This is a genomic window from Candidatus Palauibacter sp. (assembly GCF_965213655.1).
Lineage (GTDB): Bacteria > Gemmatimonadota > Gemmatimonadetes > Palauibacterales > Palauibacteraceae > Palauibacter.
Map to the genome: position 1 here is coordinate 790,844 of NZ_CBDBZT010000003.1, position 25,474 is coordinate 816,317.

Consider the following 25,474-nt stretch of genomic DNA (forward strand, 5'->3'; position numbering starts at 1 on the left):
AGCGCATGTCCTCCCTGAACACCTCGCGTGGACGGTCGGGGGGCGCCGGCCGGCTCGTACGGGCCGTCGTCGCCGGTGCCGTGGCGGCCTTGTGCGCGGTCTCGGGGCTGGCGGCACAAGCCACCGGCGCGGGGGAGGTGGACGCGGAGGCGCTCCGCTCGCCGGTCCCCGTGGCCATCCCGCGCATCTCGGAGGAGATCGAACTCGACGGGGTCGTGGACGAGCCCGTCTGGGACACGATCGAGCCCCTCCCGCTGTTCAACCTCTCCCCCACCCACGGGAGCGAACTGACGGAACGGACCGAGCTTCGGCTCGCGCACGACGACCGCTATCTCTACGCCTCGGGACGCATGTACGACTCGAACCCGGACGGGATCCGCGTCAACACGTTCTACCGGGACATCTACAGCGGCGACGACCTGTTCTCGTTCGTGGTCGACAGCTACAACGACTACGAGACCGCGCTCTGGTTCGCCACCACACCGGCCGGCGTCCGTCACGACCGTTCCATCTCGAACGATGCCCAGTTCTCGGGCGATCTGCCGCCGTTCAACCAGGACTGGAACGCGCACTGGGACGTGGTCACGACGAGGACCGACGAGGGCTGGTTCGCAGAGTTCCGCATCCCGTTCTCGACGCTGGGTTTCCAGGCCGAGGGCGACGAAGTCACGATGGGTATCACCATCTATCGCTACATCGGCCGCAAGAACGAACGCCAGGTGTACCCGGCCATCGCGCGGGAGTGGGGCCGGTTGGCGTTCATGAAGCCGTCCCAGACGCAGCGCGTGACGCTGCGCGACGTGCGGCCCACCGCGCCAGTCTACGTAACCCCGTACGTGCTCGGCGGCCTCAACCAGACGCCGGTGCTGCGGGAACCCTCCGACGCGGCCGCCTTCTGGGCCACGGAACGCGATCCGACGACGGAGCCGGGCATCGACCTCAAGTACTCGCCCTCCTCCAACCTGGCGATCGACCTTACGGTGAACACCGACTTCGCCCAGGTCGAGGCGGACGATCAGCAGATCAACCTCACGCGCTTCTCCCTTTTCTTTCCCGAGAAACGGCAGTTCTTCCAGGAACGTTCCTCAACCTTCGACTTCGGGACGGGCGGCTTCACGGATCGCGTGTTCTTCAGTCGGAGGGTCGGACTCGAGAGGGGGGAACTCGTCCGCATCTACGGGGGCGCGAGACTCGTGGGCCGCATCGGAGGCCTCGACTACGGCGTCCTCAACATGCAGACCGCTCCCTCCGGTGGCCGCTCGGGCGAGAACGTGGGCGTGATGCGGCTCAAGCAGCAGATCCTCAACCCCTATTCCTACGTGGGGAGCATCGTCGCGACACGCCTCGGGGCGAACGGCCAAGACAACGTCGCCTACGGGCTGGACACACAAGTGCGCCCGTTCGGCAACGAGTACATCACCCTGACGTGGGCGCAGACGTTCGACGAGGAGGTACGTGAGCGCAACGTCCTCGACGCGGCGCTCATCCGCGCCCGCTGGGAACGGCGAACGGATCGCGGGCTATGGTACAACCTCTACTACCGCCGGGTGGGACCGGACTACACGCCGCGCCTCGGGTTCCAGCTGCGCAGCGACTTCACGCTCTTCGGCGGGCAGCTCGCCCACACGTGGCTCCAGGGCCCGAGCGCGTCGCTGAACACGATCACCCCCTCGGTGACGACCGAGAGCTACTACCGCAACGCCGATCTCACGCCCGAGTCGCGCACGATCCGCCCCGAGGTTGAGTTTTCCTTCAAGTCGGGTTCGTCGATCACCCCGTACTCGAACACGCAGTTCGAGGACATACGGATCCCCTTCGACATCGGGGAGCTGTCGATCCCGCCGGGCGAATACCGGTTCACGGAGGCGGGCATCGACTGGATGCTGCCGCGCACCGCGATCTTTCGGGGCGACATTCGAACGACGGTGGGACGCTTCTACGACGGGCGGCGCGTCGGCCTGATCTTCAACCCGACCTGGAGCGCGTCCCGGTACGTGGAAATCGGCGGCGGCTACGAGGTGAACCGGATCGAGTTCCCCGGCCGCGACGAGGCGGCGACGACCCACCTCGGCCGCGTGAAGCTCTCCTTCGCCCTGGACCGCAGTCTCTCCCTCAGCACCTTCGCGCAGTACAACAACCTCGACGAGCGGATCAGCATCAACGCGCGCTTCCGCTACCACTTCAGGGAGGGCACGGACCTCTGGATCGTCTATAATGAAGGGGTGAATTTCGAACGCGACCGGGGCTTCGATCCGAGGCTGCCCCGGTCGGCGGGACGGGCGATCATGGTCAAGTACTCTCATACGTTCAGCTGGTAGCCGGAACCGGCGGTCCCTCCGCCGCCGGGGATTGAACCCTCCAGCTCGGCGAGGTGTTCTTGGGTTGCACAGACCTCCCGGACCCACTCCCGATTCTGGAAGCACGCCGTTGACCCACATCTGCCGTCGACTTCAGCGACGCGCGGCCCGGTGCGCGTGGATCGTGTCGGGATGCCTGCTCGCGGCTCCCGGACTCGCCGCGCAGGCCGTGGGCTCGGACGAAGCCGATGCCGCGCCGCTCCGGTCGCCCGTCCCGGTGCCGATCCCGCGCATCACCGGGCAGATCGATGTCGACGGCGTCGTCGACGAGCCGGCCTGGGACGCGATCGAGCCGCTGCCGATGTTCATGTGGGCCCCCACCCACGGCGGTGAGATGACGGAACGGACCGAGGTCCGGATCGCGCACGACGATGAGTACCTCTACCTGTCCGGGCGGATGTACGACTCGAATCCGGAGGGGATCCGCTCGAACACCTTCTTGCGGGACGCGTTCAGCGGCGACGATCTCCTCTCGGTGGTGATCGACAGCTACAACGACTACGAGACCGGGGTCTGGCTCGGGACCACGCCCGCCGGCATCCGCCAGGATCGCTCCCTCTCCAACGACGGCGACTTCACGGGCGACGTGATGCCGTTCAACGTCGACTGGAACGCTCATTGGCACGTCCTCACCTCGCAGAACGAGGAGGGGTGGTCCGCCGAATACCAGGTCCCGTTCTCCACGCTGGGGTTCCAGGCGGAGGGGGACGAAGTGACGATGGGGATCATCGTCTACCGCTTCATCGCCCGGAAGAACGAGCGCCACGTCTTCCCGTTCATCGGCCGCGAATGGGGGCAGGGAGGCTTCCTCAAGCCGTCGCAGGGCCAGCGCATGACGCTCCGCGAGGTCCGGCCCACGACACCGGTGTACGTGACCCCGTACGCGCTCGCGGGACTCAGCCGCACTCCGATCCTCAGGGAACCGTCCGACGCCGCTTCCTTCTGGGGGACCGAGCAGGACCAGGTGACGGAGCCTGGGGTCGATCTCAAATACTCCCCCTCGTCGAACCTGGCCATCGATCTCACCGTCAACACCGATTTCGCTCAGGTGGAGGCGGACGACCAGCAGGTGAACCTTACCCGCTTCTCGCTCTTCTTCCCCGAGAAACGTCAGTTCTTCCAGGAACGGACCTCGACGTTCGACTTCGGGACGGGAGGGTTCACCGACCGCGTGTTCTTCAGTCGGCGCATCGGGCTCGAGCGGGGAGAGCTCGTCCGCATCTACGGGGGCGCGAGGCTGGTGGGCCGGCTCGGGGGGCTGGACTTCGGGGTCCTCAACATGCAGACGGCTCCGGCCGCCGGCCGGTCGGGCGAGAACATGGGCGTCATGCGCCTCAAGCAGCAGGTGTTCAATCCGTACTCGTTCGTCGGGGGGATCCTCACGACGCGGTACGGTTCCAACGGCCAGAACAACGTCGCCTACGGGCTGGACACTCAGTTGCGCCCCTTCGGAAATGAGTACCTCACGCTTACGTGGGCGCAAACCCGGGACCAGGTGGTCAGGGAGCGCAATGCGCTCGACGCGAGTCTCATCCGGGCCCGCTGGGAGCGGCGGACGGATCGCGGAATGTGGTACAATCTCTACTACCGCCGCGTGGGTCCGGATTACGTGCCGCGCCTCGGCTTCCAGCTGCGGAGGGACTTCACGCTGTACGGCGGCCAGCTCGCCCATACGTGGCTCGGGGGCCCGAGCGCCACGGTGAACGCCGTCACGCTCCTGGTGATGGGCGAGAACTATCACCGCAACACGGACCTCACGGTCGAGTCCCGTTCGATCCGCCCCTCGGTGTCGTTCGATTTCAAGTCGACCGCGAACATTACGGCCTATGCGAACGCGCAGATCGAAGACCTCGAGGCCCCGTTCCAGATCGGGGATGTGTCGATCCCGCCTGGCGAGTACCAGTTCACGGAGGCCGGCATCGACTGGATGCTGCCGCGCAGCACGATCTTCCGGGGGGACATCAGGACGACGGTGGGGAGTTTCTACGATGGCCGGCGCGTGGGCCTGATCTTCAATCCCACCTGGACCGTGTCCCGCTACCTGGAGGTCGTCGGCGGCTATGAGGTCAACCGGATCGAGTTCTCCGGCCGGAGCGAGGCGACGACGACGCAGCTCGGCCGGCTGCGGCTCAATTTCGCCTTCAACACCCACCTCTCGTTCAGCACCTTCGCCCAGTACAACAACCTCGACAAGCGGACGAGCATCAACGCGCGCTTTCGATATCACTTCAGGGAGGGCACGGACCTCTGGATTGTGTATAATGAAGGGTTGAACTTCGAACGGGACCGTGGATTCGATCCGAGGCTGCCGTGGTCGGCGGGACGGAACATCATGATCAAATACTCGCACACCTTCATCTGGTGAGCCCGCGCGGGAGGGGCAGGGAAGCGGGGTCCCGTGCGAGGGCGACCCTGTGGCTGTGCACGACGCTCGCGGCGCTGGCACCGGGGACCGCGCTGGCGCAGGACGGCGGGAGAGGGAAGCCGTCGGTGCCGCTCCACCGGCTCGAGGGACACGGGCACATCCACCTCGACGGCTTCGTCGACGATCCCGCGTGGGGCGACATCGACCCCGTGCCACTGGTGATGTACTCGCCCACATACGGCGGGGCCCTCACCGAAGAGACGAGGATCCGGATCGCCTACGATGAACGATACCTGTACGTCGCGGGGCAACTGTTCGATTCCGACCTCGGCGGGATCCGGGCGAACAGCTTCGTACGCGACGGGTTCAGCGGCGACGACCAGTTCTCGGTTGTGATCGACAGCTACAACGACCACGAGACGGCGGTGGCCTTCGTGGTAAACCCCAACGGCGCGCGATCCGACCGCGCGGTCTGGGGCGACGCCGAGTGGACCGCGGGCACGCGCCCCTTCAACAGCGACTGGAACGCGCACTGGGATGCCGCGGTCCAGCGGACGAGCGATGGATGGTCGGCGGAGATGCAGATCCCGTTCTCGACGCTCGGGTTCCAGAACACGGGTGGGGAAGTGACGATGGGGCTCTCCGTCTACCGCTCGATTTCGCGCAAGAACGAGCGCCACGTCTACCCTGACATCTCCCCCGAGTACGGATTCTTCGGCTTCGGAAAGCCATCGCTGGCGCAGCGGGTCACCTTGAGGGACGTGAATCGCGCGAACCCGATCTACGTGACGCCGTACGTCCTCGGCGGGATGACGCAGATCCCGACCCTGCGCGAGCCGTCCGATGTCCAGGCGTACTGGGAGACGAGGGACGACCCCACCGGGGAGCCGGGCCTCGACTTCAAGTACTCACCGTCGTCGAACCTGTCGATCGACGTCACCGCCAATACGGACTTCGCCCAGGTCGAGGCGGACGACCAGCAGATCAATCTCACGCGTTTCCCCCTGTTCTTCCCGGAGAAGCGGCAGTTCTTCCAGGAGCGCTCGGCGACCTTCGACTTCGCTACCGGCGGGATCACCGACCGGGTCTTCTTCAGCCGCCGCATCGGGCTCGACCAGGGCGAACTCGTACGCATCTATGGGGGCGCCCGCGTGGTGGGGCGGGCCGGCGGGCTCGATTTCGGGATGCTGAACATGCAGACGGCCCCCAGGGCAGGGCGGCCGGGCGAGAACATGGGCGTGCTGCGGCTCAAGCAGCAGGTCTTCAATCAGAATTCGTCGGTCGGCGGGATCGTCACGACGCGCATCGACGCGTACGGAAAGGCGAACGTCGCCTACGGCGCCGACAGCGAGATCCGGGTGTTCGGGGACGATTACCTGACGCTGAAATGGGCCCAGTCCTTCGACGACGACATCGTGGAACGAAACGCGCTCGACGCGGGGACCTTCTTTGCGCAGTTCGAGCGGCGAAGACAGGAAGGGTTCGCCTACAACGCGCAGTATCGCCGGGTGGGGGCAGACTACCTGCCGCGCCTGGGGTTTCAGCTCCGAAACGCGTTCACTCTCTTCGGCGGATCGGCCGGTTATTCCTGGTTCATGGGCGCCGACTCGAAGCTGCGCGCCGTAACGCTCAGCAGCGAGACGCAGCACTACTACCGGAACGTGGATCTGACGCCGGAGTCACGAGTTATCGCCCCTCAGATAATGATCGGCATGAAGTCGGGTACCTTCATGACGCTTACGTCCCGTTCGAGCTTCGAGAGCATCCGGGATCCGTTCCGGATCGCGGGCCTGACGATCGATCCGGGTGAATACTGGTTCCATGAAGCGGACGCTTCGCTCCGGCTCTCCCGCGGCGGACTCGTGCGGGGGGAAATCGGGGGCTCCGCCGGGAGCTTCTACGCCGGTCGCCGCGTGAGCCTTCGCCTCAGTCCGGCGCTGAACGTCTCCCGTCATGTCGAGATCCGCCCGGGGTACGACATCAACCGGTTCGAGTTGCCGGGCCGTAACTTCCTCACGACACACCTGGCGAGACTCAATCTGGATTTCTCGCTCGACACGCACCTCTCGCTGAGTACGCTCGCCCAGTACAACTCCACGACGGACCAGGTGAGCGTGAACGCGCGCTTCCGCTATCACTTCCGTGAGGGCGTGGACCTGTGGGTGGTCTACAACGAGGGCTACTTCGTGGACCGCCCGAACGGCGGCGTCGACCCGCGCCTCCCGTTCTCGTCGGGGCGCGCGCTCATGGTGAAGTACTCCCACACCTTCACGTTCTAAACCGAGCGTCGCAGGTCAAGTATCCAAGAGCGGGATGTGAAGGAGTCCGCTTCATTTGCCAACAGTTTACATAATATATCTTATGTGGCATTGCGGAAGGTGTGGGGATTTCGTGTTTCCGCGTCGTATGAAGCCCCTGCCGTGCGCCCGGGATTGCCGCTGTCAGCCGCTGCCGGCGCGCTGGGCCTTGATCTCTCCGAGTCGGAGGCGGTAGACGCCGGCTTCCACCGGGTCCTCGCCGGCGGCTTCCTCGGCGATGCCCGCGAAAATCGTCTCGGCTTCCTCGAGACGGCCGAGCGATGCGAGAATCCTCGCCGCGGAGGCAAGCGCCTCGCGGCGCTGGAAGGCGAAACGGGCCGATTCTCCAAGGGCTTCCCAAGTAGCGAGGGCGGCCTGCGCGTCTCCCGACGCTTCCTGGGCTGCCGCGAGGAGCGTACGGGCGGCGAGGCCGACCGGACGGTCCGGCCCCTCGGAGATCGTGCTCGCGACCTGTGCGGCCTCGACGGACCGGCCTGTATCGAGGTATGTCCGCGCGAGGAGGAGGCGGCCTTCGTTCGCCGCTGCGACGCCGTCGAAGCGCTCCACGTAAGCCGCAAGATCGGCGATGAGGAGTTCGGGGTCGGTCGCGGTCATGCGCAGCGTCGCGAGTTCGTTCGCCGCCTGATCGCGTACCGAAGCCTGGAAGTTCATGTAGTACACGACGCCCACGACGACCATCGCGACCCCGGCGGCCCCCACCAGCACCGCCCGCATGTTCTCGTTGACCCAGGTAGCCAGACGGAACGTGGACCGGATGAAGGCATCCTGCCGGTCGCCTCCGTCGGGCCGCTTTCCGCTGGCGAGCGCGTCCGCCATCTGGTGTCCTCTCCTCAGCTCTTGCACGGGTTGCCGAATGGCGTGGAAGCTACCCGGCCCGGTGGATTGTCGCTACTTGGGTTCCGTCACGGGCGGTCGGGTCCGCGCCCCCCCGCGAGGCGGTCGATGGCGAGGACCGCCGCCGCCCCGAGGAGTGCGAGAAGGACCTCCGGCCAGAGCTCGCCGGCACCGGCGGGCCAGCGATTCCCCGTCAACCACTCGATGCGGCCGTCGCTGTGCGTGTAAAGCTCGCGGAGCTGGGCCTTCCACGGCCAGAGCGCGTTGAGCGAGCCGAGGAGAAACCCGGTGAGCACGGCCAGCGTGGGCGTCCGGTGACGAGCGAGAAGGCGCCGCAGGACGCGGCTGAACGCGAGCAGACCGATGACGACCCCGAAGCCCACGGACGCGATCCGGACGAAGTCCAGGTTGTTGAGGGCGGCGATCACGGGCGCGTAAGCGCCCAGGATGAGCAGGATGAAGCTGCCGGAGATGCCGGGCAGGATCATGGCGCAGGCCGCCACGGCCGCGGCCGCCGCGAGAAATAGCGGCGCGTCGGAGCGGACGAGCGGGGGCAGCGACGTGATGGCGATGGCCACCACGGCCCCCGCGGCGGCAAGTGTCAGGATGCCGGCCCGGCGATCGGCGACACGCCGGCCGACGAGCACGACCGACGCCGCTACGAGGCCGAAGAAGAAGGCCCACAGCTCCGCGGGCCGATTCGCGAGCAGCCAGTGCAGCAGCCCGGCGAAGGCGAACACGCTCGTGCCGATGCCGGCGAGCAGGACGGCGAGGAAGCCGAAGTTGCCCGCCTGCCACACGCCGCGCACACCCCCCTCCCGAACCGCCCCGAGCAGGCGGCGATCGAGTCCCGCGATCGTGGCCACGAGTTCGTCGTAGATCCCCGAGATGAAGGCGATCGTGCCCCCGGAAACCCCGGGAACGAGATCTGCCAGCCCCATGGCGAGGCCCTTCGCGTACACGCCGGCCCAGGCGCTCATGAGCCTCACTCGGGGCCCCTCCCCCGCGCTTCGCCCTCGACGAGGGGCACGAAGCGGGCGCCGGTGATCGTCTCCCTCGCGAAGTCGTCTCCGCGTCGCGTGTAGCGTCGCAGTTCCTGGCGACGGGTACCCACGGGTACGATGAGGCGCCCCCCCTCGGCGAGCTGGTCGAAGAGCGGTTCGGGCGGGCGGGCCGCAGCGGCACCCACGATGATCGCCCGGAAGGGGGCATGCCGAGGCCAGCCCCGGCTGCCGTCCCCGTGCATGAGGCGGGCCTCGACGCCCAGTCGGCGCAGAGTCTGCACGGCGGCCTCGTACAGGGCCGCGATCCGCTCGATCGAGTACACGGCGGCCCCGAGCGCCGCGAGGAGGGCCGTCTGAAACCCCGTCCCCGTCCCCACCTCGAGCACGCGATCACCGGGTCCGATCCGGGCCTGTTCGAGGCTGAGCGCGTGGATCGTCGGACTCGAAATCGTCTGCCCGTGGCCGACGGGCAGCGGTACGTCCTCGTAGGCCCGGGTTCGCATCACCTCGGGCACGAACGCGTGGCGCGGGACGATGTCGAAGGCGTGCAGGACGGCCAGGTCGCTCACGCCCCGGTCCCGGAGCCGCTCCACGAGACGGCGGCGGTCCCGCCGGTATTCGGTCGCCGGATCCCGACCACTCAACTCCCCAGCTGCCACGACCTCACCTCGTTCAACAGTTCGAAGTTCGTCAGGTCGAGGTGGAGCGGCGTGACCGAAACGCAGCCGGCGCGTACGGCCCGGAAGTCCGAGTCCTCCCGGCCGCTCCAGGCCGAGCGTCCCCCTCCGATCTTGAAGTACTCCTGCCCTTCCCCATCCCGGCTCCGGCGGAGCGAGTCATGGTACACGCGCCGCCCGAGCGCCGTTACCCTGATCCCTTCCACCTCGCTCGCCGGCCGATCCGGAAGATTGACGTTGAAGAAGGTCTCATCCGGAAACGAATCCCGCCGGAGGCAGGCGTCGATGAGGCGGCCGAGCAGGTCCTCATAGGTCTCGAGGATGTGGTCGTCGCTCCCCGTGAAGGAGAAGGCCATCGCGGGCACCCCGAGGATCGTCGCCTCCATGGCCGCCGCCACTGTGCCGGAGTAGAGGACGTCTTCCCCCATGTTCGGGCCGTGGTTGACGCCGGAAAGGACAAAACGGGGCTGTGCCTGGAGGATCTCCTTAAAGGCAAGGAGCACGCAATCTGAGGGCGTCCCGTCCACCATGTAGCGTCGCGGCCCGAGCCGGGTCAGATGGAGCGGGCGGAACAGCGAGAGCGCATGGCTCGTGGCGCTCTGCTCCCGATCCGGCGCTACGGTCCACACGTCGCCGTGGGCCTCGGCGACGCGCGAGAGGAGCGTGAGCCCGTTCGACTTCACGCCATCATCGTTCGTGCACAGGAGGACGGGTTTTTCCCTTTCGGTCACCCGGCCTCGCCGTCCTCGAGGAGCTCGACCAATTCGTCCGCTTCCCTCCGCAGATCGCTGATCGTCTCCCGGTCCCACGCCACGCGCGCTTCCGCCGCGAGTTCCCCGCCCGCGCGCAGTTGCTCCAGCTTCCGCCGCGCGCCTTCTATCGTGTACCGCTCCGTGTAGAGGAGGTTTCGCAGGAGCTGCACGAGCTGGATCTGCTTCGGGCGGTAGACCCGGTTGCCCGCCCGGTTCTTCGTCGGGCGCAGCGCGGAGAACTGCGTCTCCCAGTAGCGGAGGACGTGGGGCTTGAGATCGGTGATCTCGCACACGTCTCCGATCGAGTAGTACTCCTTCGGGGCGATACGGTCGGACACGCTTTCCCCTTCCGTTGACAGCCGGCCGCCGCGACCCGCGGCCCGTGACTCAGCCCCAGCGCTCGGGTTTCGGTTCCCGCGCCATCAGCCGTGCCAGCGCCGCTCGGGGCGCAACCTCTTCGTACAGGATCGAATATACACCGCTCGTGATCGGCATCTCCACGCCCAGATCCCGGCTCAGTTCGTACGCCGCGCGCGCCGTCCGCACGCCCTCCACCACCTGGTCCATCTCCCCGATCACGTCCACGGGCCGCCGGCCCGCCCCGATGGCGAGTCCGGCGGAACGATTCCGGCTCAGCCGTCCCGTGCAGGTGAGGACGAGGTCTCCGAGTCCAGCGAGGCCTCCGAGCGTCGTCTCCCGCGCCCCGAAGTGCCGGGCGAGTCGCGCCATCTCCGCCAGTCCGCGGTTGATGAGCGCCGCGCGCGCGTTCGAACCCAGTTCCAGTCCGTCCGATATCCCGGCCGCGAGTGCGATCACGTTCTTGAGGGCACCGCCCAGTTCCACCCCATCCACATCCGGCTGCGTGTACACCCGAAAATATCCGTTCCGGAACAGACTCTGCACGGCCAGCGCATGCGCTTCGCTCCGGCTCGCGGCAACCACCGCCGTGGGGAGTCCGAGGAGCAGTTCCTCGGCGAAGCTGGGTCCCGAGAGGACGACTGTGCGCGGCGCCGCGGCCTCCCCCAGCGTCTCCACGATGACCTCCGACATCCGCCGGTGGGTCCCGATCTCGATTCCCTTGGAGGCCGAGATGAGCACATGGTCGTCGAGGTGGGGGGAAACCTGTTCCAGTACTTCGCGCACCGCGTGTGATGGACACACGGAGACGAGGAAACGCGTGCCGCTGATCGCCTCCCCCAGATCCGAGGTCACGTATAGCGGGCGACCCAGCTCGATTCCGGGCAGGTAGCGCTCGTTCGTCCCCGTCTCGCGAATCGCGGCGGCGTGCGCGGCATCCCGCGCCCACAGCCGTACATCGTGGCCGTTGTGCACGAGGACAGCCGCCAGTGCCGTGCCCCAACTTCCCGCGCCCAGCACGGCGACCTTCTGCCCGCTCACGGTTCCTCCTCCGGGGCCTTCCGGGCCGCCCGCTCACGCCGCGGGAGCCGGCCGCGGCGCCAGTCCACCTGGAATTCCTCGCGCCTCACGATTCGCGCGAGGTTGGAACGGTGCGTCCACCACACGGTGATGGCGAGGAGAAGCGCATAGAAAATGACCGAGCGGGGCGCCGCCGAGGCGCGCGCCATGATCGGCACGAGGGCTGCGGAGAGAAGTGACGCCATCGAGGCGGTCCGCGTGAGGATCACCGTTACGACCCACACGAAGAAGGCGACGACCACGGCCACGGGAGCCAGCGCCGCCATCGTCCCGGCCGCGGTCGCGACCCCCTTCCCTCCCCTGAACTTCGTGTACACGGGCCACACGTGTCCCGAGATGGCGGCGAGTCCGTACACGAGAGCCCACGCACCGGTCCTCCCGTCCCACGCCGGAAAGAGCCACACGGGCACGAATCCCTTGAGCAGATCCACGATGAGCACGCCGACGGCCGGAAAAAACCCGAGCACCCGGTAGGCATTCGTGGAACCCAGGTTGCCGCTTCCCTCCCGCCTCAGGTCGTACCCGTATGCTCGCCCGACGAGATAACTGGTGGGGAACGCGCCGATGAGATAGGCGCAGAGCGTCAGGAGCGGTGCGGTCATTCGCGCCCCGAACGCTTCTTCAGCTTGATCCGGATGGGAGATCCCTCGAATCCCCAGGCCTCCCGGAAGCCGGCGACGAGGTATCTCACATAGTGCTCCTTGAGGTCGTTTGGTCGGTTGGACCAGAGTACGAACAGCGGCGGGGACGCCGCCACCTGGCTGCCGTACAGCAGCCGCACGTCACCACGTCCCCCCTGGGGCGGTTGCCGACGAGCGACCAACCGCTGCAGAACCTGGTTCACTTCGGCCGTGGGCACACGTCGCGCCCGCGCTTCCTGCACCTCGAACGCGAGATCGATGACCTTCCGCACGCGTTTTCCGGTCAACGCCGAACAGGTGATGATGGGGACCCAGCGGAGATAGTGCGCCCGTTCCCGAAGTTCGCGCTCGTAGCCCGCCAGCGCCGAGGGTCCGCGGTCCTCGATCAGATCCCACTTGTTGGCCACGAACACGAGACCCCTTCCCGCGTCCCATGCCTGATGTCCGATGCGGAAATCCTGGTTCGCGGCGCCGGACTGCGTGTCCACGAGCAGGAGGCAGATATCGGCCCGGTCGATGGCCGAGGCCGCCCGCAGCCGTCCGAGGAACTCGAGGTCGTCCACGATGCGGGACCGGCGCCGAAGTCCCGCGGTGTCAATGAGACGGACGCGGCGCTCTCCCAGGACGAGGTCCGTGTCGATCGCGTCGCGCGTCGTCCCGGCCTCCTCGTGGACGATGAGGCGCTCTTCTCCAAGGAGCTGGTTCACGAAGCTGGACTTGCCGACGTTGGGACGCCCGATGACGGCAATGCGGACATCGGCGTCGTCGCCTTCCCTCTCCTCCGACCCCGGGAGGGCCGCGACGACTCGGTCCAGGAGGTCGCCCGATCCCTTGCCGCTGAGGGCAGCGAGCGGCGTCGGATCGCCGAGGCCGAGTTCGTAGAAGTCGAGGTGCTCGATCGCCTCCGCGAGTTCGTCGAGCTTGTTCACGGCCACGACGATGGGCAACGCCGAGCGGCGCAGGAGTTCTGCAACGTGACGGTCGACCGGCTGGACGCCATCGCGGCCGTCCACGACGAACACGACGACATCCGCGTGCCCGATCGCGGTCTCGGCCTGCCGCCGCACCTCGAGGTCGATGTGTTCATCCGGCCGGACGACGAGGCCCCCGGTATCGACGAGGAGGAAGCGCCGCCCGGCCCATTCCGCTTCGGCGAACTGCCGGTCCCTGGTCACGCCGGGGCGCTCGGCGACGATCGCCACGCGGCGCCCGAGGATCCGGTTGAAGAGGGTCGACTTGCCGACGTTGGGGCGGCCGACGATGGCGACCGTTCTGAGAGCCATCGCCGCTACAGCCGCGACAGAACGTCGATGAGGTCGTGCGAGGGCTCGACGCGGCGCCCGGGAAAGCCCGCCCGCAGCTCGGAGAGGCTCATGTCATCCAGGAAGACGTCCGCGTCGCTCAACGCCTGCGCCGAGAAGAGGGCCACGTCGAAGTCTCCAGCCTCGCGGAGTGCGGTCCGGTGATCGGCGCCCGGCAACAGGCCGGCGGTCGTGACCATCGACCCGTAGAGCGTGTTCTCGACCGCCACTGTCGATACGTCGGCGCCGGTCCGCCGCGCGATGCGGCCGGCGAGACGCGTCAGCGTCGGCCCCATGGAAGTCCCGGTGACCGCGAGAACCCTGCACCCCTCCAGCGGACGGAGTGCCCCCAGCTGTCCGGTGACGCGGTCGGTCAGCGTGGAGAGCGCACCGACTCCGTTGCTCTCGAGTTCATGATCATCGAAGTAGGTGGCGCCCGGCGGTTCGAGTCCCGCCTGCAGGTACATCTCGTCTGCCGCGTAGCACCACCCCTGTCCGCGCTCGGCCAGCGCCCGCTCCCGAATCGCGTCGACGGCGGCAAGCGCCGCGCGGCATTCCTCGGGTTCCAGGGTTCGTCCCCCCAGCGCCGCGTTCCAGGAGGTCAGCCCCACGGGCACGATGGAGAGCGACCGAATCGCCTCCCCGCGCCGATAGAGATCCTCGATCGTTCGTATCAGATGCGCGCCGTCGTTCACCTCCGGACAGAGGACGACCTGCGCGTGCACGAGGATGCCGCCGTCGGCCAACCGATCGAGATCCTGCCCGATGTTCGCGCTGCGAGGGTTCTTCAGCATCCCTTGCCGGACCGCAGGGTCCGTCGAATGAACGCTCACATAGAGCGGGGAGAGCCGTTGTTCGAATATCCGGTCCCAGTCCTCCGGACGGAGGTTCGTCAGCGTGATGTAGTGGCCGTGAAGGAAGGACAGTCGATAGTCATCATCCTTCACATAGAGAGGCGCCCGGAGCTTGTCGAGCTTCGGGTTGCCCTTCACGAAACAGAAGGGGCACGCGTTCGTGCAGCGGCGGATCTTGTCAGGTTCCGGGACGATCCCGAGGGGTTCGTCCACGGGCTTTTCGATCTCGAACAGCAGCCGCTCGCCCGTCGGTTGCTCGGCGAGCACGCTGAGCGCGGGTTCCGCCTGATGGAAGAGGAGGTCGAGGCCGTCCCGGATGGGCTTTCCGTTAATCTCCAGCACGGCGAGTCCGGCCGGCAGCTCGAGGTCTGCGGCGATCGACCCCGGCTCGACGCTGGCGATTCGGATCATGATCTGGCGTATGTGGGACGGCGGGCGGGCCACTCCGACTCATCGGTGGTGGCCCGGGTATCCGCGCCTGGACCTACACCGCGGTCAGCCCCCGATCGTCCCGTACCGGAACCCGGCCAGCGGCACGCCGGCTTGGACCTCGAAGTCGAAGCCGCCGGAGTCCGCATCGAAGGTTGCCGTGTGCTCGGCGGCGACCTGCCCGGAGGCATCGAGGAATTCGAATGCGATCTGGAGCGTGCCGGACGCGGAACGGTTCGTGAAGCGGACCCGCACGCTGTACCGGCCGTCCGCGACGGCCGCCATCTGCGCGAAGGTGACGGAAATCGGCAACTCCTGCTCCTCGCCCATCACCTCCATCGCGCGCTCGTTCATGCTGGCGCGGCCGAGCGCCTGGAAGTGCAGCTGATGGGAGAGCGCGTCGTAGGGATACCACTGGGTCAGCGAGTCCGCGAGCGCGATAACGGGTCCGGGACGCCCGGACTGGACGGAAGCGTTGACGTAGTTCTCCATCGCTTCCTTGTTGTAGGGGTTCCCTCCGCGCGCGTTCCCGAACGCGGTGGCCGCATCCTCGAAGTTCTGCGAGTTGTAGAACCCGACTCCGACCTCGAGCCATTGATCGTAGGTCAGATCCGTGCGCTGGAGCGTCTCGGCATAGATCGCAGCCGATTCCTCGGTCTGCCCCTGGTCGGCCAGGACTCCCGCATACCGGATCCGGATCACGACATCATCCGGATACATGGCGAGATAGTCATTGTAGGTCTGGACGGCCTCATCGCCCCGGCCTTCCGTCATCAGCATATCGCCGAGGCCGCGGACCGTGCTGCGCAGGGTCTCGGGGTCCGCGTCCGGAATGTCGGCGGCGAGCGCGGCCTGGTACGTCTCGATCGCGCCTGCGTTGTCTCCTATCTCCGACTGCAGGAGCGCCGCATTGCTGTACGTCCGGAGGTCGGGCTTGAATTCGTTGGCGAGCATGAAGGAGCTGAGTGCCGCGTCCGTGTCGGCCGCGCTGTAGGCCGTCACGCCCTGATTGTAGAGCCGCACCCAGCCGTTGTAGCGCTGCGCCTCGCCGTGCATCGCGCATTCGGGAGGAGAGAGTTCGTCGTAACGATCGAGAAGCCCTTCCGCTTCCTCGAAGTTGCCGAGACCGATCTGGATCTGCGCGGCCAGCAGTGCGACCACCGGGTTGTCGCTGTCCAGATCCGCAGTTATGGCCTCCCAGGCCTCCGTCAGGCTGGTCAGGCTGTCCGCCGCCGTCATCGCCTCTTCCAGTTGCTGAAGCGCGTCGGAAGCCGTGCTCGCGGCGCTGTTCCCTTCGAACGCGCATTCCGCAGCCGGATCCTGCCCGACGAGCCCCGAAAAAACGAAGATCGACGCAAGGGCTGCGGTGGTCGCCGCCCTTACCCCTGTACGTACCATTTTCGACATCGCTCTGAACCCCTGTGTGGTGTTGAGTCGCAACTCCGCCCAAAGTAGCCGGAACCCCGCCGCGGCGCACGGCGACATCCGCCGCGATGCAGCCCGCAGACTCAATAGGTCAACAGGTGCGCCGTGTTGAAGAGGACGACGGTCTCCCCGTCCCGCAGTTCTCCGGATCGGCGCAGTTCCCGGGCGCCGGCGAGGGTGGCTCCGCCTTCGATGGCAGCGCCCACGCCGGCCGCGCCCAGTTCGAGGGCCGCGGCCCTCATGGCCTCGTCCGAGACGGCGACCCCGCCGCCCCCCGACTTACGGATCGCATCAAGCATCAAGAAGTCTCCGAGCGCTCCGGGGACGCGAAGTCCCCAGGCCTCGGTCGATGCGTTCTGCCACGGCTCGGCGTAGGTCTCCCCCGCGGCGTGCGCGCGCACGATGGGTGCGCAGCCCGTTCCCTGCACGGCGTACAGCCGCGTGTCACCATCGATCAGGCCCAGTTCCCGCAGTTCCGCGAGGGTCTTGGCGCTCCCGATGAGCCCGGTACCCCCGCCGGTCGGATAGACGATCGCGTCTGGCGCCCGCCATCCGAGTTCTTCGACGATCTCGAGCATCATCGTCTTCTTGCCCTCGATCCGGTACGGCTCCTTCAGCGTGGAAATGTTGAACGCGCCCGTCTCCGCACCGTACTCGGCGGAGAGGCGACCGCATTCGTCGATGAGCCCGTCTACCCTCGTGATGTCGGCGCCGTAGTGCTCGCACCGCCGTGCGACACCCTCCGGCGTATCCTCGGGGATGAAGAGGCGGGCGGGCACCCCGGCGCATGCGGCGTACGCGGCGAGGGCGGCACCGGCGTTCCCGGCACTCGGGATCACGAGGTCCGTCGCGCCCTCGTGCACCGCGCGCGTGACGGCTGCGCAGAGACCCCGGTCCTTGAAGCTCCCGGTGGGGTTCAGGCCCTCGTCCTTCACGAGGAGCGTGAGACCCTCGAACTCCCCGCCGATTTCGACCTCCAGCAGGGGCGTCCCGCCCTCCCCCAGCGTCACCGGGTCCTCGTCGGGCTCAACAGGCATGATCTCGCGGAACCGCCACATGCCGCCCTGCCGGCCGGACCACGCACGCCGAAGCGCCTCGCCATCCAGGCCGCCCAGGTCGTATCGGGCCAGCAGGGGCTTGCCGCAGTCGGGACAGACCGTGGCCAGCCCGCGGGGCACGGGCCGCCCGCAGAGACCGCATTCGAGGCGCCAACTCATACGCTTCTCTCCCTATCCTGGATGATCTGGATCTGCGGCCTCGAGCCGGGCCAGGGTGCGCTCCCGGCCGAGGGCGTAGGCGACCTCGCCGAGGTCGGGACCGTGCGGCTGCCCGGTCAAAGCGACCCGAACGGGCGGGAAGAAGGTACGGCCGGCGAGTCCGGACTCGCGCATCGCCGTGCGAAGCGTCCCCGCGAGGGGGTCGGGTTGCCACGCCACATCCGCCCACGCTGCATGGGCGAGGCGGATCGCGGTCGCCGCATCCGGAGCCGAAAGCACCTCCCGTGCGCCGCCCGCGCCGGTCTCGGGCGCGCGGTAGATCGGCTCGATCTCGGACGTCACGTCCGACAGCAGGCGCGTGCGCTTGGCAAAGACCTCCGCCGCGCGGCGGAGATCGGCGGCGCTAAGCCCCAGTCCGGCCGTATCGAGCCGCGCGGCCCACTCCCGCGCCAGCCGTTCGGCCGGTTCCGCGCGCAGGTGCTGGCCGGACAGCCATGTCATCTTCTCCTCATCCATTTCGGTATCGGCCGCGCCCATCCGATCGAGATCGATGCGCTCGACGAGCGCATCCCGGCTCAGAAACTCCTCCCCGTCCTCGGAGGACCACGAGAGGAGCGACAGGTAGTTGAGCACCGCGTCCGGATGGAACCCCCGCTCCCTGTAGTCGAGCACGCCGGCCGCTCCACGCCGCTTGGAGAGCTTCCCGCCACCGGGGGCGAGGACGGTCGGGATGTGGACGAACTCGGGCGGCGCGACGCCCAGAGCCCGGTACAGGAGCACCTGCTTGGGCGTGTTCGAGAGGTGGCCCACGCCCCGGATCACATGGCTGATCCGCATCTCGATGTCGTCCACCGCGACCGCGAAGTTGTACGTAGGCCGACCGTCGCCCCGTAGGAGGACAAAATCCCCAAGGTCGTCTCCGTCGATGGCGAGAGTGCCCTTCAGGAGATCCGTGAACTCGACGGGGCCGGATTCTACGCGAAGCCGGATTGCCCTCCCTCCTCCCTCGGCCCCGGAGCGGGGTCGCCGTTCAGCCGGAAGGTCACGGCAGCGCGCATCGCGCCCCGTCGGCTCGCCCGCGGCGATCGCCGCTTCCCGCCGCGCCTCGAGTTCGTCCGGCCGGCAGTAGCAGCGGAAGGCCTTCCCCGATTCCAGCAGTTCCGCCGCCCGCGCCCGATGGTGGTCGGCCCGGGCCAGCTGGCGGTAGGGTTCGAACGCCCCTCCCTCTCGCGGTCCCTCGTCCGGGGCGATCCCCAGCCAGTCGAGCGCCTCGTAGATCATCTCCTCGCCTCCGGGGACGGCGCGCTCGGTGTCGGTATCCTCGAGGCGGAGCACGAAAGCGCCACCGTGCCGCCGCGCGAAGAGCCAGTTCAGGATCGCGGTGCGTGCATTGCCCAGGTGGAGCGCCCCGGTCGGGCTCGGGGCGAAACGGGTGCGCACCGGCGTGGCCGGGGTTGGCGGAGAGCTCATGAGGCCTCGTCCTCCGCCTCGAAACCGGCGCAACGCAGCACGGGCAGCGTCGGATAGCGCCGGAATCGGGCGTCCCGGCGCGAGAGCCGGCACAGGAGGAAGGCGGATCCGCGGTCGCTCGTGATCCAGCGGCGGTGCCGGCAGCGAGCGCACAGACCCGCGGGAGGCCGGTCGCCACGCATCATGGGTCGACTCCCTGTGCCGGGTCGTCCTCGCGGAGCGAGGCGAGGATCGACGTCGCGGTCGCGTGGCCGATCCCCGGCGTGCGGGCGAGTTGTGCGGGCGTGGCCCGCCGGATGAGGTCGAGACTGCCGAAGCGCTCCAGGAGGCGCTGCTCTCGCTCCGGTCCCACCCCCGGTATCTCGCTCAGCCTCGACCTGAGGGCGCGGCGGCTCCGCAACGTGCGGTTGTAATGGAGCGCGAAGCGGTGGGCCTCATCACGTGCCCGCTGCAGCCAGTGCAAGCCCGGATCCGTGCGCGGAAGGCGCAGCGGCGCCGGGGCCCCGGGACGGAATACCTCCTCTTCGCGCTTGGCGAGGGCCACGGTGGGCAGGTCGGAAACACCTGCGCCGTCCATCGCCTGCCGCGCCGCCGACAGCTGCCCCCTGCCCCCGTCCACGACGACGAGGTCCGGCAGCGTGCGTCCCTCCCGTACGCGGCGGTCGAAGTAGCGCGAGACGATCTCCTGCATCATGGCGTAGTCATCGGTGTGTCCCTCCTCCGAGTCCCGGATTCGGAACTTGCGGTACTCATCCTTGTGCGGCTGTCCGTCCCGGAGCCACACGCAGCTCCCGACCGACTCCCGGCCCGCGAGCGTCGACACATCGAAACAGACGATGTCCCGCACTGGCGCCTGCAGCTCCAGCGCCTCTCCCAAGCGGGCCCCCGCCGCCGGAGGTCCCGTCGTCCCGCTTCCGTCCCTCGAATCGTCTCCCCGCTCGACCCGGTCCCGCTCGAGCACGTGTGCCGCGTTTCGATTCGCGGCCCGGGTCAGGTCCAGCTTCGGTCCGCGCACCGGCACCCGAATGCGAAAGCGGCGGTCGGCGACGCCCGAAAAGTACTCCTCCACCAGATCCTGCTCATCAAACGGCTCCGGCACGAGAAGCTCCGAGGGGACATCGTCCGCCTGGCGCAGATAGTATCCCTTCACGAGGGCTCCGAGCACGGCTTCATCGGGTTCGTCCCCGACATTCGCGAGATAGTGGATTCGCCGACCGACGAGCCGCCCCTCCCGCACCCTCAGAACGATGCCGCACACCGCCCCGCCCGCCGCCTGGCGCGCGAAACCGATCACGTCGTGACTCCCGCCCCTGGGATCGATCGCCGCCTGCCGGCCCTCCAGTTGATCAAGTCCCCGCAGGACGTCCCTCAGTTCCCCGGCCCGTTCGTATTCCAGCGCTTCCGCGGCCTCCGCCATCCGCCGCTCCACCGAGCGCCTGACGGCTCCGGTCCGCCCTCCCAGGATCTCGAGGATCTCGTCGATCATCTTCCGGTAATCGGCCTCGGATTGGAGACCCGCACACGGTGCCTTACAGCGCCCGATGTGATAGTCCAGACAGGGGCGGGGCGGAAGCTCGTCCGGCATCCGGTAGTGACACGACCGCACGGTGTACATCTTCTTGATCGTGCGCAGCGCCCGTCGCATCGCCCCCACGTCCGTGAACGGGCCCAGATACCTCGAACCATCATCTTTCAGCCGGCGCGTCACGAAGATGCGCGGAAACGGTTCCGTGATCGTGATCTTGATGTACGGATAGCTCTTGTCGTCGCGGAGCTGGATGTTGAAGCGCGGACCGAACTCACGGATGAGATTCCACTCGAGGAGCAGGGCTTCGGCTTCGGAGCGCACGGGGAAGGTCTCGATGCTGTCGATCTCCCGCACGAGGCGGATCAGTTTAACGGAGCGGCTCGCCTCGGCGCCGAAGTAGGAGCCGACGCGCGACCGGAGCGACTTCGCCTTTCCCACATAAAGGACGTCTCCCGCACCGTCGCGAAACAGATACACCCCAGGCTCGTGCGCCAGCCCCCGCGCCTGCTCGCGCAGCCCGTCGAGGTCCGTCGCGCGCGACCCTCCCGTCCCGCTCATGAATCCCCCTCGACAGGAGCCTCCCGCACCGTGCGGAGTCCGGTCGGGAGGCCGGCGAGGGCGACATAGCAGAGCCCGCCGCCGGCGAGCGCGGCCGCGAGCAGAACCGCGTCGCCGAGGAATCCATCCGGGAGGCGGACCTCGAGCAATGAGCGAATCAGCCAGAACGCGACACTCGCGAGACCCGTGCCGACCGCCATGCGCCCGAGCGAACGCCGCACGGGGCGGAACCAGCCGCCGGCGCCGCGGCGCCCAAGCCCGCGCACGAGGAGGACGAGGTTGATCCAGGCCCCGACCGAACTGCCGAAGACGAGGCCGGCCGCCGCGCGCAGCCCGAAGCCCCGGTCTTCCATCCACAGCGCGGTCCCGGCCCCGATCAGAATGCCGACTCCGACGCCGGCCATGGCGTACTTCACCGGCGTCCGCGTGTCCTGCAGGGCGTGAAAGGCGCTCGCGAACAGCTTCGTGAGACCCGTCGCGACGAGCCCCAGCGCGTAGGCTCCCAGGGCCCAGTGCACGACCGGTACGTGCTCGGATTCGAAGGCCCCCCGTTCGTAGATGAGGGAGGTCACCAGATCCCCGAGCAGGAGGAGCACCGCGACCGAGGGAAGGATGAAATAAGCTACGCGGCGCACTCCGGTGGAGAGATGGGATCGCAACGCCGCGGCCCCTTCTTCGCGGGACATTTCCGGCAGCGCCGCCACCGCGACCGAAGCGCCGAAGAGGGCCATCGGCACCATCGCGATGCGCTGGGCGAAGTACATGCCCGTGAGCGCCCCTTCGGCAAGGAGGCTGGCGACGAATACGTCGGTCAGGCTCGAGAGCTGAAAGATCCCCTGCCCGGCCGCGACCGGCACGGCGTTGCGCGCGACGCGGCGCGTGGGCTCGAAGCGGAAATCGATCCGGGGGCGGAGCGTTCCGAGCCGGCGGTACACGGCGGGAAGCTGGATCGCGACCTGCAGCACGCTGCCGATGAGGGTGGACCACGTGAGCACGACGATGAGCGGTCCCCACCCCAGGCGCGCCCCCAGCAGGAGGCCGGCGATCTGGGACAGGTTCCAGACGACGGGCGCGACGAAAGGCAGGAAGAAGCGGCGGTGGCTCGTCAGGATGCCGAGGCACCAGGCGCCGACGATCATGACCCCCGACATGGGAAAGAGGATGCGGACGAGGCGCGTCGTGAGTTCGCTCAGATCGGCGTCGTAGCCGGGCGCGAGGATCCCGAGGAGCCAGGGCGCGGCCGCGACGACCGTGGCCACGACGAGGGCGGAGAGGATGAGGAGGCCGCCGAGAACGCCCTGCGCCAGCCGCCGAGCCGCGGCCGTTTCGCCCCGCTCCACCAGCGAGGAGAACACCGGCACGAAGGAGGCGGAGAGCGCCCCTTCGCTCAGGAGGTTGCGAAAGGCGTTCGGGATCTTCAGCGCCGCCGCGTATGCGTCCGTGATGGGCCCGACCCCGAACGTGGCGGCGATGATGACGTCGCGCAGAAACCCGGTGCTGCGGCTGGCGAGAATTCCGGCGGCGACCCGCGTCGCGGAACGGCCCTGCCCCGGCGCCTTCCCCTCCGTCAGATCAGCGCTCCCCGTCGTTTCCGGCCGACCCTCCCCCGTCTCGGGCGGGGAGTGCCGGGAGCGCCTCGTCGCCCTCCACGAGCGCGCGGACGAAGGCGGTCTCTTCGCGGATCCCCTCGACGGTCTGCGTCAGGTAATAGAGTTCCTGCTCCAGCGCGTCGATGCGCGCGGACTGGCTCGTCCCGGAGTCGGTGTTCCCGATCCGGCGGGCGAGGGCTTCGGAGAGGGGGGAGTCGATGACAATCGCCAGCACGGGAATGAGGACGATAAGCCCGAGCACGACCATGAAGGCGAAGGTCATCTAGGGTCTCCTGTGCCGCTCATTGTCGCGCCCTCCGTCAGAAAACGTCCGCTCGCAGGGTGCTCTCCACCCGCTCCCGGTCGAGTACCCGCGAACGCCGCAAGCTATCCATCTCCCGCGCGACCCGCCAAGAAGGACGCCACCTGCCGGTCGGTTTCGCGGGCGAGCCGCTCCACGAGCCCGGGCCCGTAGCGGCAGAGGAAGGAGAACGGGTTCAACACGCGCTCCTGCGGGCGCCGGCCGGGGAAGAGGTTCGCTCCCGCGCGGCGGACCTGGCCCAGGCGCACGTCGAGTCGTTCGCGTGTGGTGCGGTCCACCTGCCGGGACAGCTCGGAGACGGCGCCGAGGACGCCCTTCCTCATCTTCCCCGCGGCGCCCCGCAGCCCCGGCACGTCCTCGGCCACGGCCTCTTCGATCGCGGATACGCCGCTCTCGGCGTTCTCCCGGAACAGATCCAGCGCCCGCTCCACCCCTTCCGGGCGCGCCTCCCGCGTCAGCTGCGCCACAACCGGCTCCGCTCCCTGGGCGAGATCGTGCGGCGAGAGTCCGGTCCGGTCGAGAATCCGCCGAATTCGCGCCTCGACCAGCGTCCATGCCGCGCGCGGCTGGATGGACGGCAGCGGAACATCGAGGGCATCGAACAGCGGTCCCAGCTGGCTCCAGTACGCGATCTCGCCGGGCCCGAGCACGGTCGCGGCTACCGGGAGGAGCCAGGATTCGAGCACGGGCCGGGATGCGACGTTGGGTGAGAAACTCTCGGGCGCGGTCTCCAGGTGTCGACGCCACAGCTCCGGCGTTATCGGGCCGTCTCGGCGGACGCGGTGCCGCCCCCGGCCCTCATCGAAGAAGAGCGGCAGCGCATCGGCGACGCTCGAAATCGGAGCCTCGAAGCCGGCAGATCGCAGCGCGCGCGCACCCGCGGCCTCCGCCTCGAGGACTCCGTCCCAGCCCGAAAAGAGTCGGCCATAGAACGGAGCCGCGGCGCACCGGACCTCCGGGCGCGCGGAATCAAGCCAGGCGTACCCCCGATCCCCGAGGATGCCAGCGAGAAGTTCCGCGAAGGCGGTAGAGAGGGGCTGTGGTTCTACGTACGCATCTCGTATCAGTTCGAGGTAGTGCGCCGTAAACTCCGATTCAGGAACGATTTCAAGCAACGCAGCCAGTACATCGATCCCCGAGCGGTCGAGCGGGTGGGATCCCACGGACCGGCGTTCACCACCGGCGGGGACCGGGAGGGAGAGCGTCCGCGGTGCGTCCGAGCGGTCGAGGATCGTCGCGCTTCCCACCTCCTCCCAGTCATGGTCGTCCGAGGCGATCCAGAACAAGGGGACGACCGGCACCCCGAGTCTCTCCTCCAACTGGCCAGCGAGCGAAATGGCGGTCAGGGCTTTGTAGATGACGTAGAGGGGCCCGAGGAGGAGGACCGGCTGGTGCCCCGTGGTCACGAAGTAGCCCTCCCCGCGGAGGACCGACTCGAGGCGCGGGCGGGCGGCAGGCCCTGAAACGCCGAACGCTCCGGCTCCGAGCAGGGCGCGGCGTGACGGAGGGGGAGCGGCCGCAGCCAGACCGGTGGCGAGCGGCAGCAACTCGGGCTCACCGGCTGACAGGACGGCGTGCGCGAGGGAGCCGGGGACGCCCAGCGGCCGGGAAAGGAGTTCGGGGTTCGCCGGCGGAGTCAAAGGGTCCGTCCCATCAGGAGGAGGCGGGGTGAGTCGTCTCGGAATGGCGTCCCATCGTAGCCTCCAAACGTGGTCGTGGCCTCGAGTCCATGCTCCCGGAGGAGCGTGCGGAGTGCGTCCGGGGAATAAAGGCGTACGCGTTCGTGGTAGACGCGGGGTTCGCGGCCCGCCTTTCCGCCGATCTCGATGCGCTTGAAGACCTGGTCTCCTTCCACCCAGCGCGTCTGTCTCACGGGAGTGCCGTTGATCTCGTCCACCGACTCCGGGTCGAGGCGATCGATGACCCATGCCGCGTGCAGGTAGTCCATGAGGAAGGGTGCGCCGGGGCGCAGCACGCGCCGGATTTCGCACAGGACTTCGATATCTTCGTCGGGCGTGAGAAAGTAGCCGAAGGAGGTGAAGAAGTTCACGAGGCCGTCGAAGGTCCCGTCGCCGAAGGGGAGCCCGCGCATGTCCGCGCGGACGAGGCAACCATCCACGGCGGGGCGCGATCGGGCCGCACGGAGGAGCGGGGCGGAAAGGTCGATTCCGGTGGCCCGTAGGCCGGCCGCCCGGAGACGCTGAAGGTGGCGTCCGGCCCCACAGGCGAGATCGAGGACACGGGCGCCCATGGGGAGCCCTGCCCGCTCGCGGTAGAGCGTGACGGCGCGGGCGGCCTCCTCCTCATCCCTGTGCGGGTACAGCTCCAGGTAGGCCTGGCCGAACCACTCTCTGAACCACTCGGCGGGGGCGTCCATCGGCTCGCTCACGGGCCGC

The 25,474-nt window shown here is 68.1% G+C and carries 21 protein-coding genes; 3 read left to right on the plus strand and 18 right to left on the minus strand.

Features of this window, described 5'->3' with window-relative positions:
- Positions 1 to 5 precede the first annotated feature (5 nt).
- The 3 genes from ACOOGH_RS05715 to ACOOGH_RS05725 all read left to right on the plus strand — a co-directional run bounded on the left by ACOOGH_RS05715 (position 6) and on the right by ACOOGH_RS05725 (position 7,001).
- On the plus strand, positions 6 to 2,318 hold the full coding sequence (locus ACOOGH_RS05715) for a DUF5916 domain-containing protein (protein WP_420448004.1): 2,313 nt from the start codon (positions 6 to 8) through the stop codon (positions 2,316 to 2,318).
- Positions 2,319 to 2,427: 109 nt separating this feature from the next.
- A complete protein-coding gene (locus ACOOGH_RS05720) occupies positions 2,428 to 4,722 on the plus strand; it encodes a DUF5916 domain-containing protein (RefSeq protein WP_420448005.1) in 2,295 nt (764 codons plus the stop codon).
- Positions 4,719 to 7,001 (plus strand): DUF5916 domain-containing protein, encoded by a 2,283-nt coding sequence (locus ACOOGH_RS05725; protein WP_420448006.1) that lies wholly within the window; start codon positions 4,719 to 4,721, stop codon positions 6,999 to 7,001. The genes ACOOGH_RS05720 and ACOOGH_RS05725 overlap by 4 nt, the downstream gene beginning before the upstream one ends.
- 162 nt (positions 7,002 to 7,163) lie before the next feature.
- Here ACOOGH_RS05725 and ACOOGH_RS05730 read toward each other — a convergent pair whose 3' ends face one another.
- The 18 genes from ACOOGH_RS05730 to ACOOGH_RS05815 all read right to left on the minus strand — a co-directional run bounded on the left by ACOOGH_RS05730 (position 7,164) and on the right by ACOOGH_RS05815 (position 25,467).
- Positions 7,164 to 7,856 (minus strand): tetratricopeptide repeat protein, encoded by a 693-nt coding sequence (locus ACOOGH_RS05730; RefSeq protein WP_420448007.1) that lies wholly within the window; start codon positions 7,854 to 7,856, stop codon positions 7,164 to 7,166.
- 86 nt (positions 7,857 to 7,942) lie between these two features.
- Entirely contained in the window at positions 7,943 to 8,854 is a 912-nt protein-coding gene (locus ACOOGH_RS05735; protein WP_420450070.1) for a DUF368 domain-containing protein, read from the minus strand.
- Between the two features lie 5 nt (positions 8,855 to 8,859).
- Positions 8,860 to 9,537: a protein-L-isoaspartate(D-aspartate) O-methyltransferase gene (locus tag ACOOGH_RS05740; RefSeq protein WP_420448008.1), complete on the minus strand. Its 678-nt coding sequence runs from the start codon at positions 9,535 to 9,537 to the stop codon at positions 8,860 to 8,862.
- Entirely contained in the window at positions 9,519 to 10,286 is a 768-nt protein-coding gene (gene surE / locus ACOOGH_RS05745; RefSeq protein WP_420448009.1) for a 5'/3'-nucleotidase SurE, read from the minus strand. The genes ACOOGH_RS05740 and surE overlap by 19 nt, the downstream gene beginning before the upstream one ends.
- Positions 10,283 to 10,645: a MerR family transcriptional regulator gene (locus tag ACOOGH_RS05750; RefSeq protein ID WP_420448010.1), complete on the minus strand. Its 363-nt coding sequence runs from the start codon at positions 10,643 to 10,645 to the stop codon at positions 10,283 to 10,285. The genes surE and ACOOGH_RS05750 overlap by 4 nt, the downstream gene beginning before the upstream one ends.
- Positions 10,646 to 10,694: 49 nt before the next feature.
- Positions 10,695 to 11,705, minus strand: coding sequence for an NAD(P)H-dependent glycerol-3-phosphate dehydrogenase (locus ACOOGH_RS05755; RefSeq protein WP_420448011.1), 1,011 nt, complete (start codon positions 11,703 to 11,705; stop codon positions 10,695 to 10,697).
- On the minus strand, positions 11,702 to 12,346 hold the full coding sequence (gene plsY / locus ACOOGH_RS05760; protein ID WP_420448012.1) for a glycerol-3-phosphate 1-O-acyltransferase PlsY: 645 nt from the start codon (positions 12,344 to 12,346) through the stop codon (positions 11,702 to 11,704). The genes ACOOGH_RS05755 and plsY overlap by 4 nt, the downstream gene beginning before the upstream one ends.
- Entirely contained in the window at positions 12,343 to 13,668 is a 1,326-nt protein-coding gene (gene der / locus ACOOGH_RS05765; RefSeq protein ID WP_420448013.1) for a ribosome biogenesis GTPase Der, read from the minus strand. Before der ends, plsY begins: the two co-directional genes overlap by 4 nt.
- Positions 13,669 to 13,673: 5 nt before the next feature.
- A complete protein-coding gene (locus ACOOGH_RS05770; protein WP_420448014.1) occupies positions 13,674 to 14,951 on the minus strand; it encodes a DUF512 domain-containing protein in 1,278 nt (425 codons plus the stop codon).
- A gap of 84 nt (positions 14,952 to 15,035) precedes the next feature.
- Positions 15,036 to 16,376, minus strand: a complete 1,341-nt coding sequence (locus ACOOGH_RS05775) for a tetratricopeptide repeat protein (RefSeq protein ID WP_420448015.1) — start codon at positions 16,374 to 16,376, stop codon at positions 15,036 to 15,038.
- Between the two features lie 101 nt (positions 16,377 to 16,477).
- Entirely contained in the window at positions 16,478 to 17,611 is a 1,134-nt protein-coding gene (locus ACOOGH_RS05780; protein WP_420448016.1) for a threonine synthase, read from the minus strand.
- Between the two features lie 12 nt (positions 17,612 to 17,623).
- Complete coding sequence (gltX, locus tag ACOOGH_RS05785; protein WP_420448017.1) at positions 17,624 to 19,081, minus strand: glutamate--tRNA ligase; 1,458 nt, start codon at positions 19,079 to 19,081, stop codon at positions 17,624 to 17,626.
- Positions 19,078 to 19,266 carry a hypothetical protein gene (locus tag ACOOGH_RS05790; RefSeq protein ID WP_420448018.1) on the minus strand — a complete coding sequence of 63 codons (189 nt, stop codon included), beginning with the start codon at positions 19,264 to 19,266 and terminating at the stop codon, positions 19,078 to 19,080. Before ACOOGH_RS05790 ends, gltX begins: the two co-directional genes overlap by 4 nt.
- Positions 19,263 to 21,167, minus strand: coding sequence for an excinuclease ABC subunit UvrC (uvrC, locus tag ACOOGH_RS05795; RefSeq protein ID WP_420448019.1), 1,905 nt, complete (start codon positions 21,165 to 21,167; stop codon positions 19,263 to 19,265). The genes ACOOGH_RS05790 and uvrC overlap by 4 nt, the downstream gene beginning before the upstream one ends.
- Positions 21,164 to 22,738, minus strand: coding sequence for a murein biosynthesis integral membrane protein MurJ (gene murJ / locus ACOOGH_RS05800; RefSeq protein WP_420450071.1), 1,575 nt, complete (start codon positions 22,736 to 22,738; stop codon positions 21,164 to 21,166). The genes uvrC and murJ overlap by 4 nt, the downstream gene beginning before the upstream one ends.
- Position 22,739: 1 nt before the next feature.
- Positions 22,740 to 23,039 (minus strand): hypothetical protein, encoded by a 300-nt coding sequence (locus ACOOGH_RS05805; protein ID WP_420448020.1) that lies wholly within the window; start codon positions 23,037 to 23,039, stop codon positions 22,740 to 22,742.
- Positions 23,040 to 23,143: 104 nt separating this feature from the next.
- A complete protein-coding gene (gene bshC, locus ACOOGH_RS05810; protein WP_420448021.1) occupies positions 23,144 to 24,718 on the minus strand; it encodes a bacillithiol biosynthesis cysteine-adding enzyme BshC in 1,575 nt (524 codons plus the stop codon).
- Positions 24,715 to 25,467 carry a class I SAM-dependent methyltransferase gene (locus ACOOGH_RS05815; RefSeq protein WP_420448022.1) on the minus strand — a complete coding sequence of 251 codons (753 nt, stop codon included), beginning with the start codon at positions 25,465 to 25,467 and terminating at the stop codon, positions 24,715 to 24,717. Before ACOOGH_RS05815 ends, bshC begins: the two co-directional genes overlap by 4 nt.
- Positions 25,468 to 25,474: the final 7 nt, after the last annotated feature.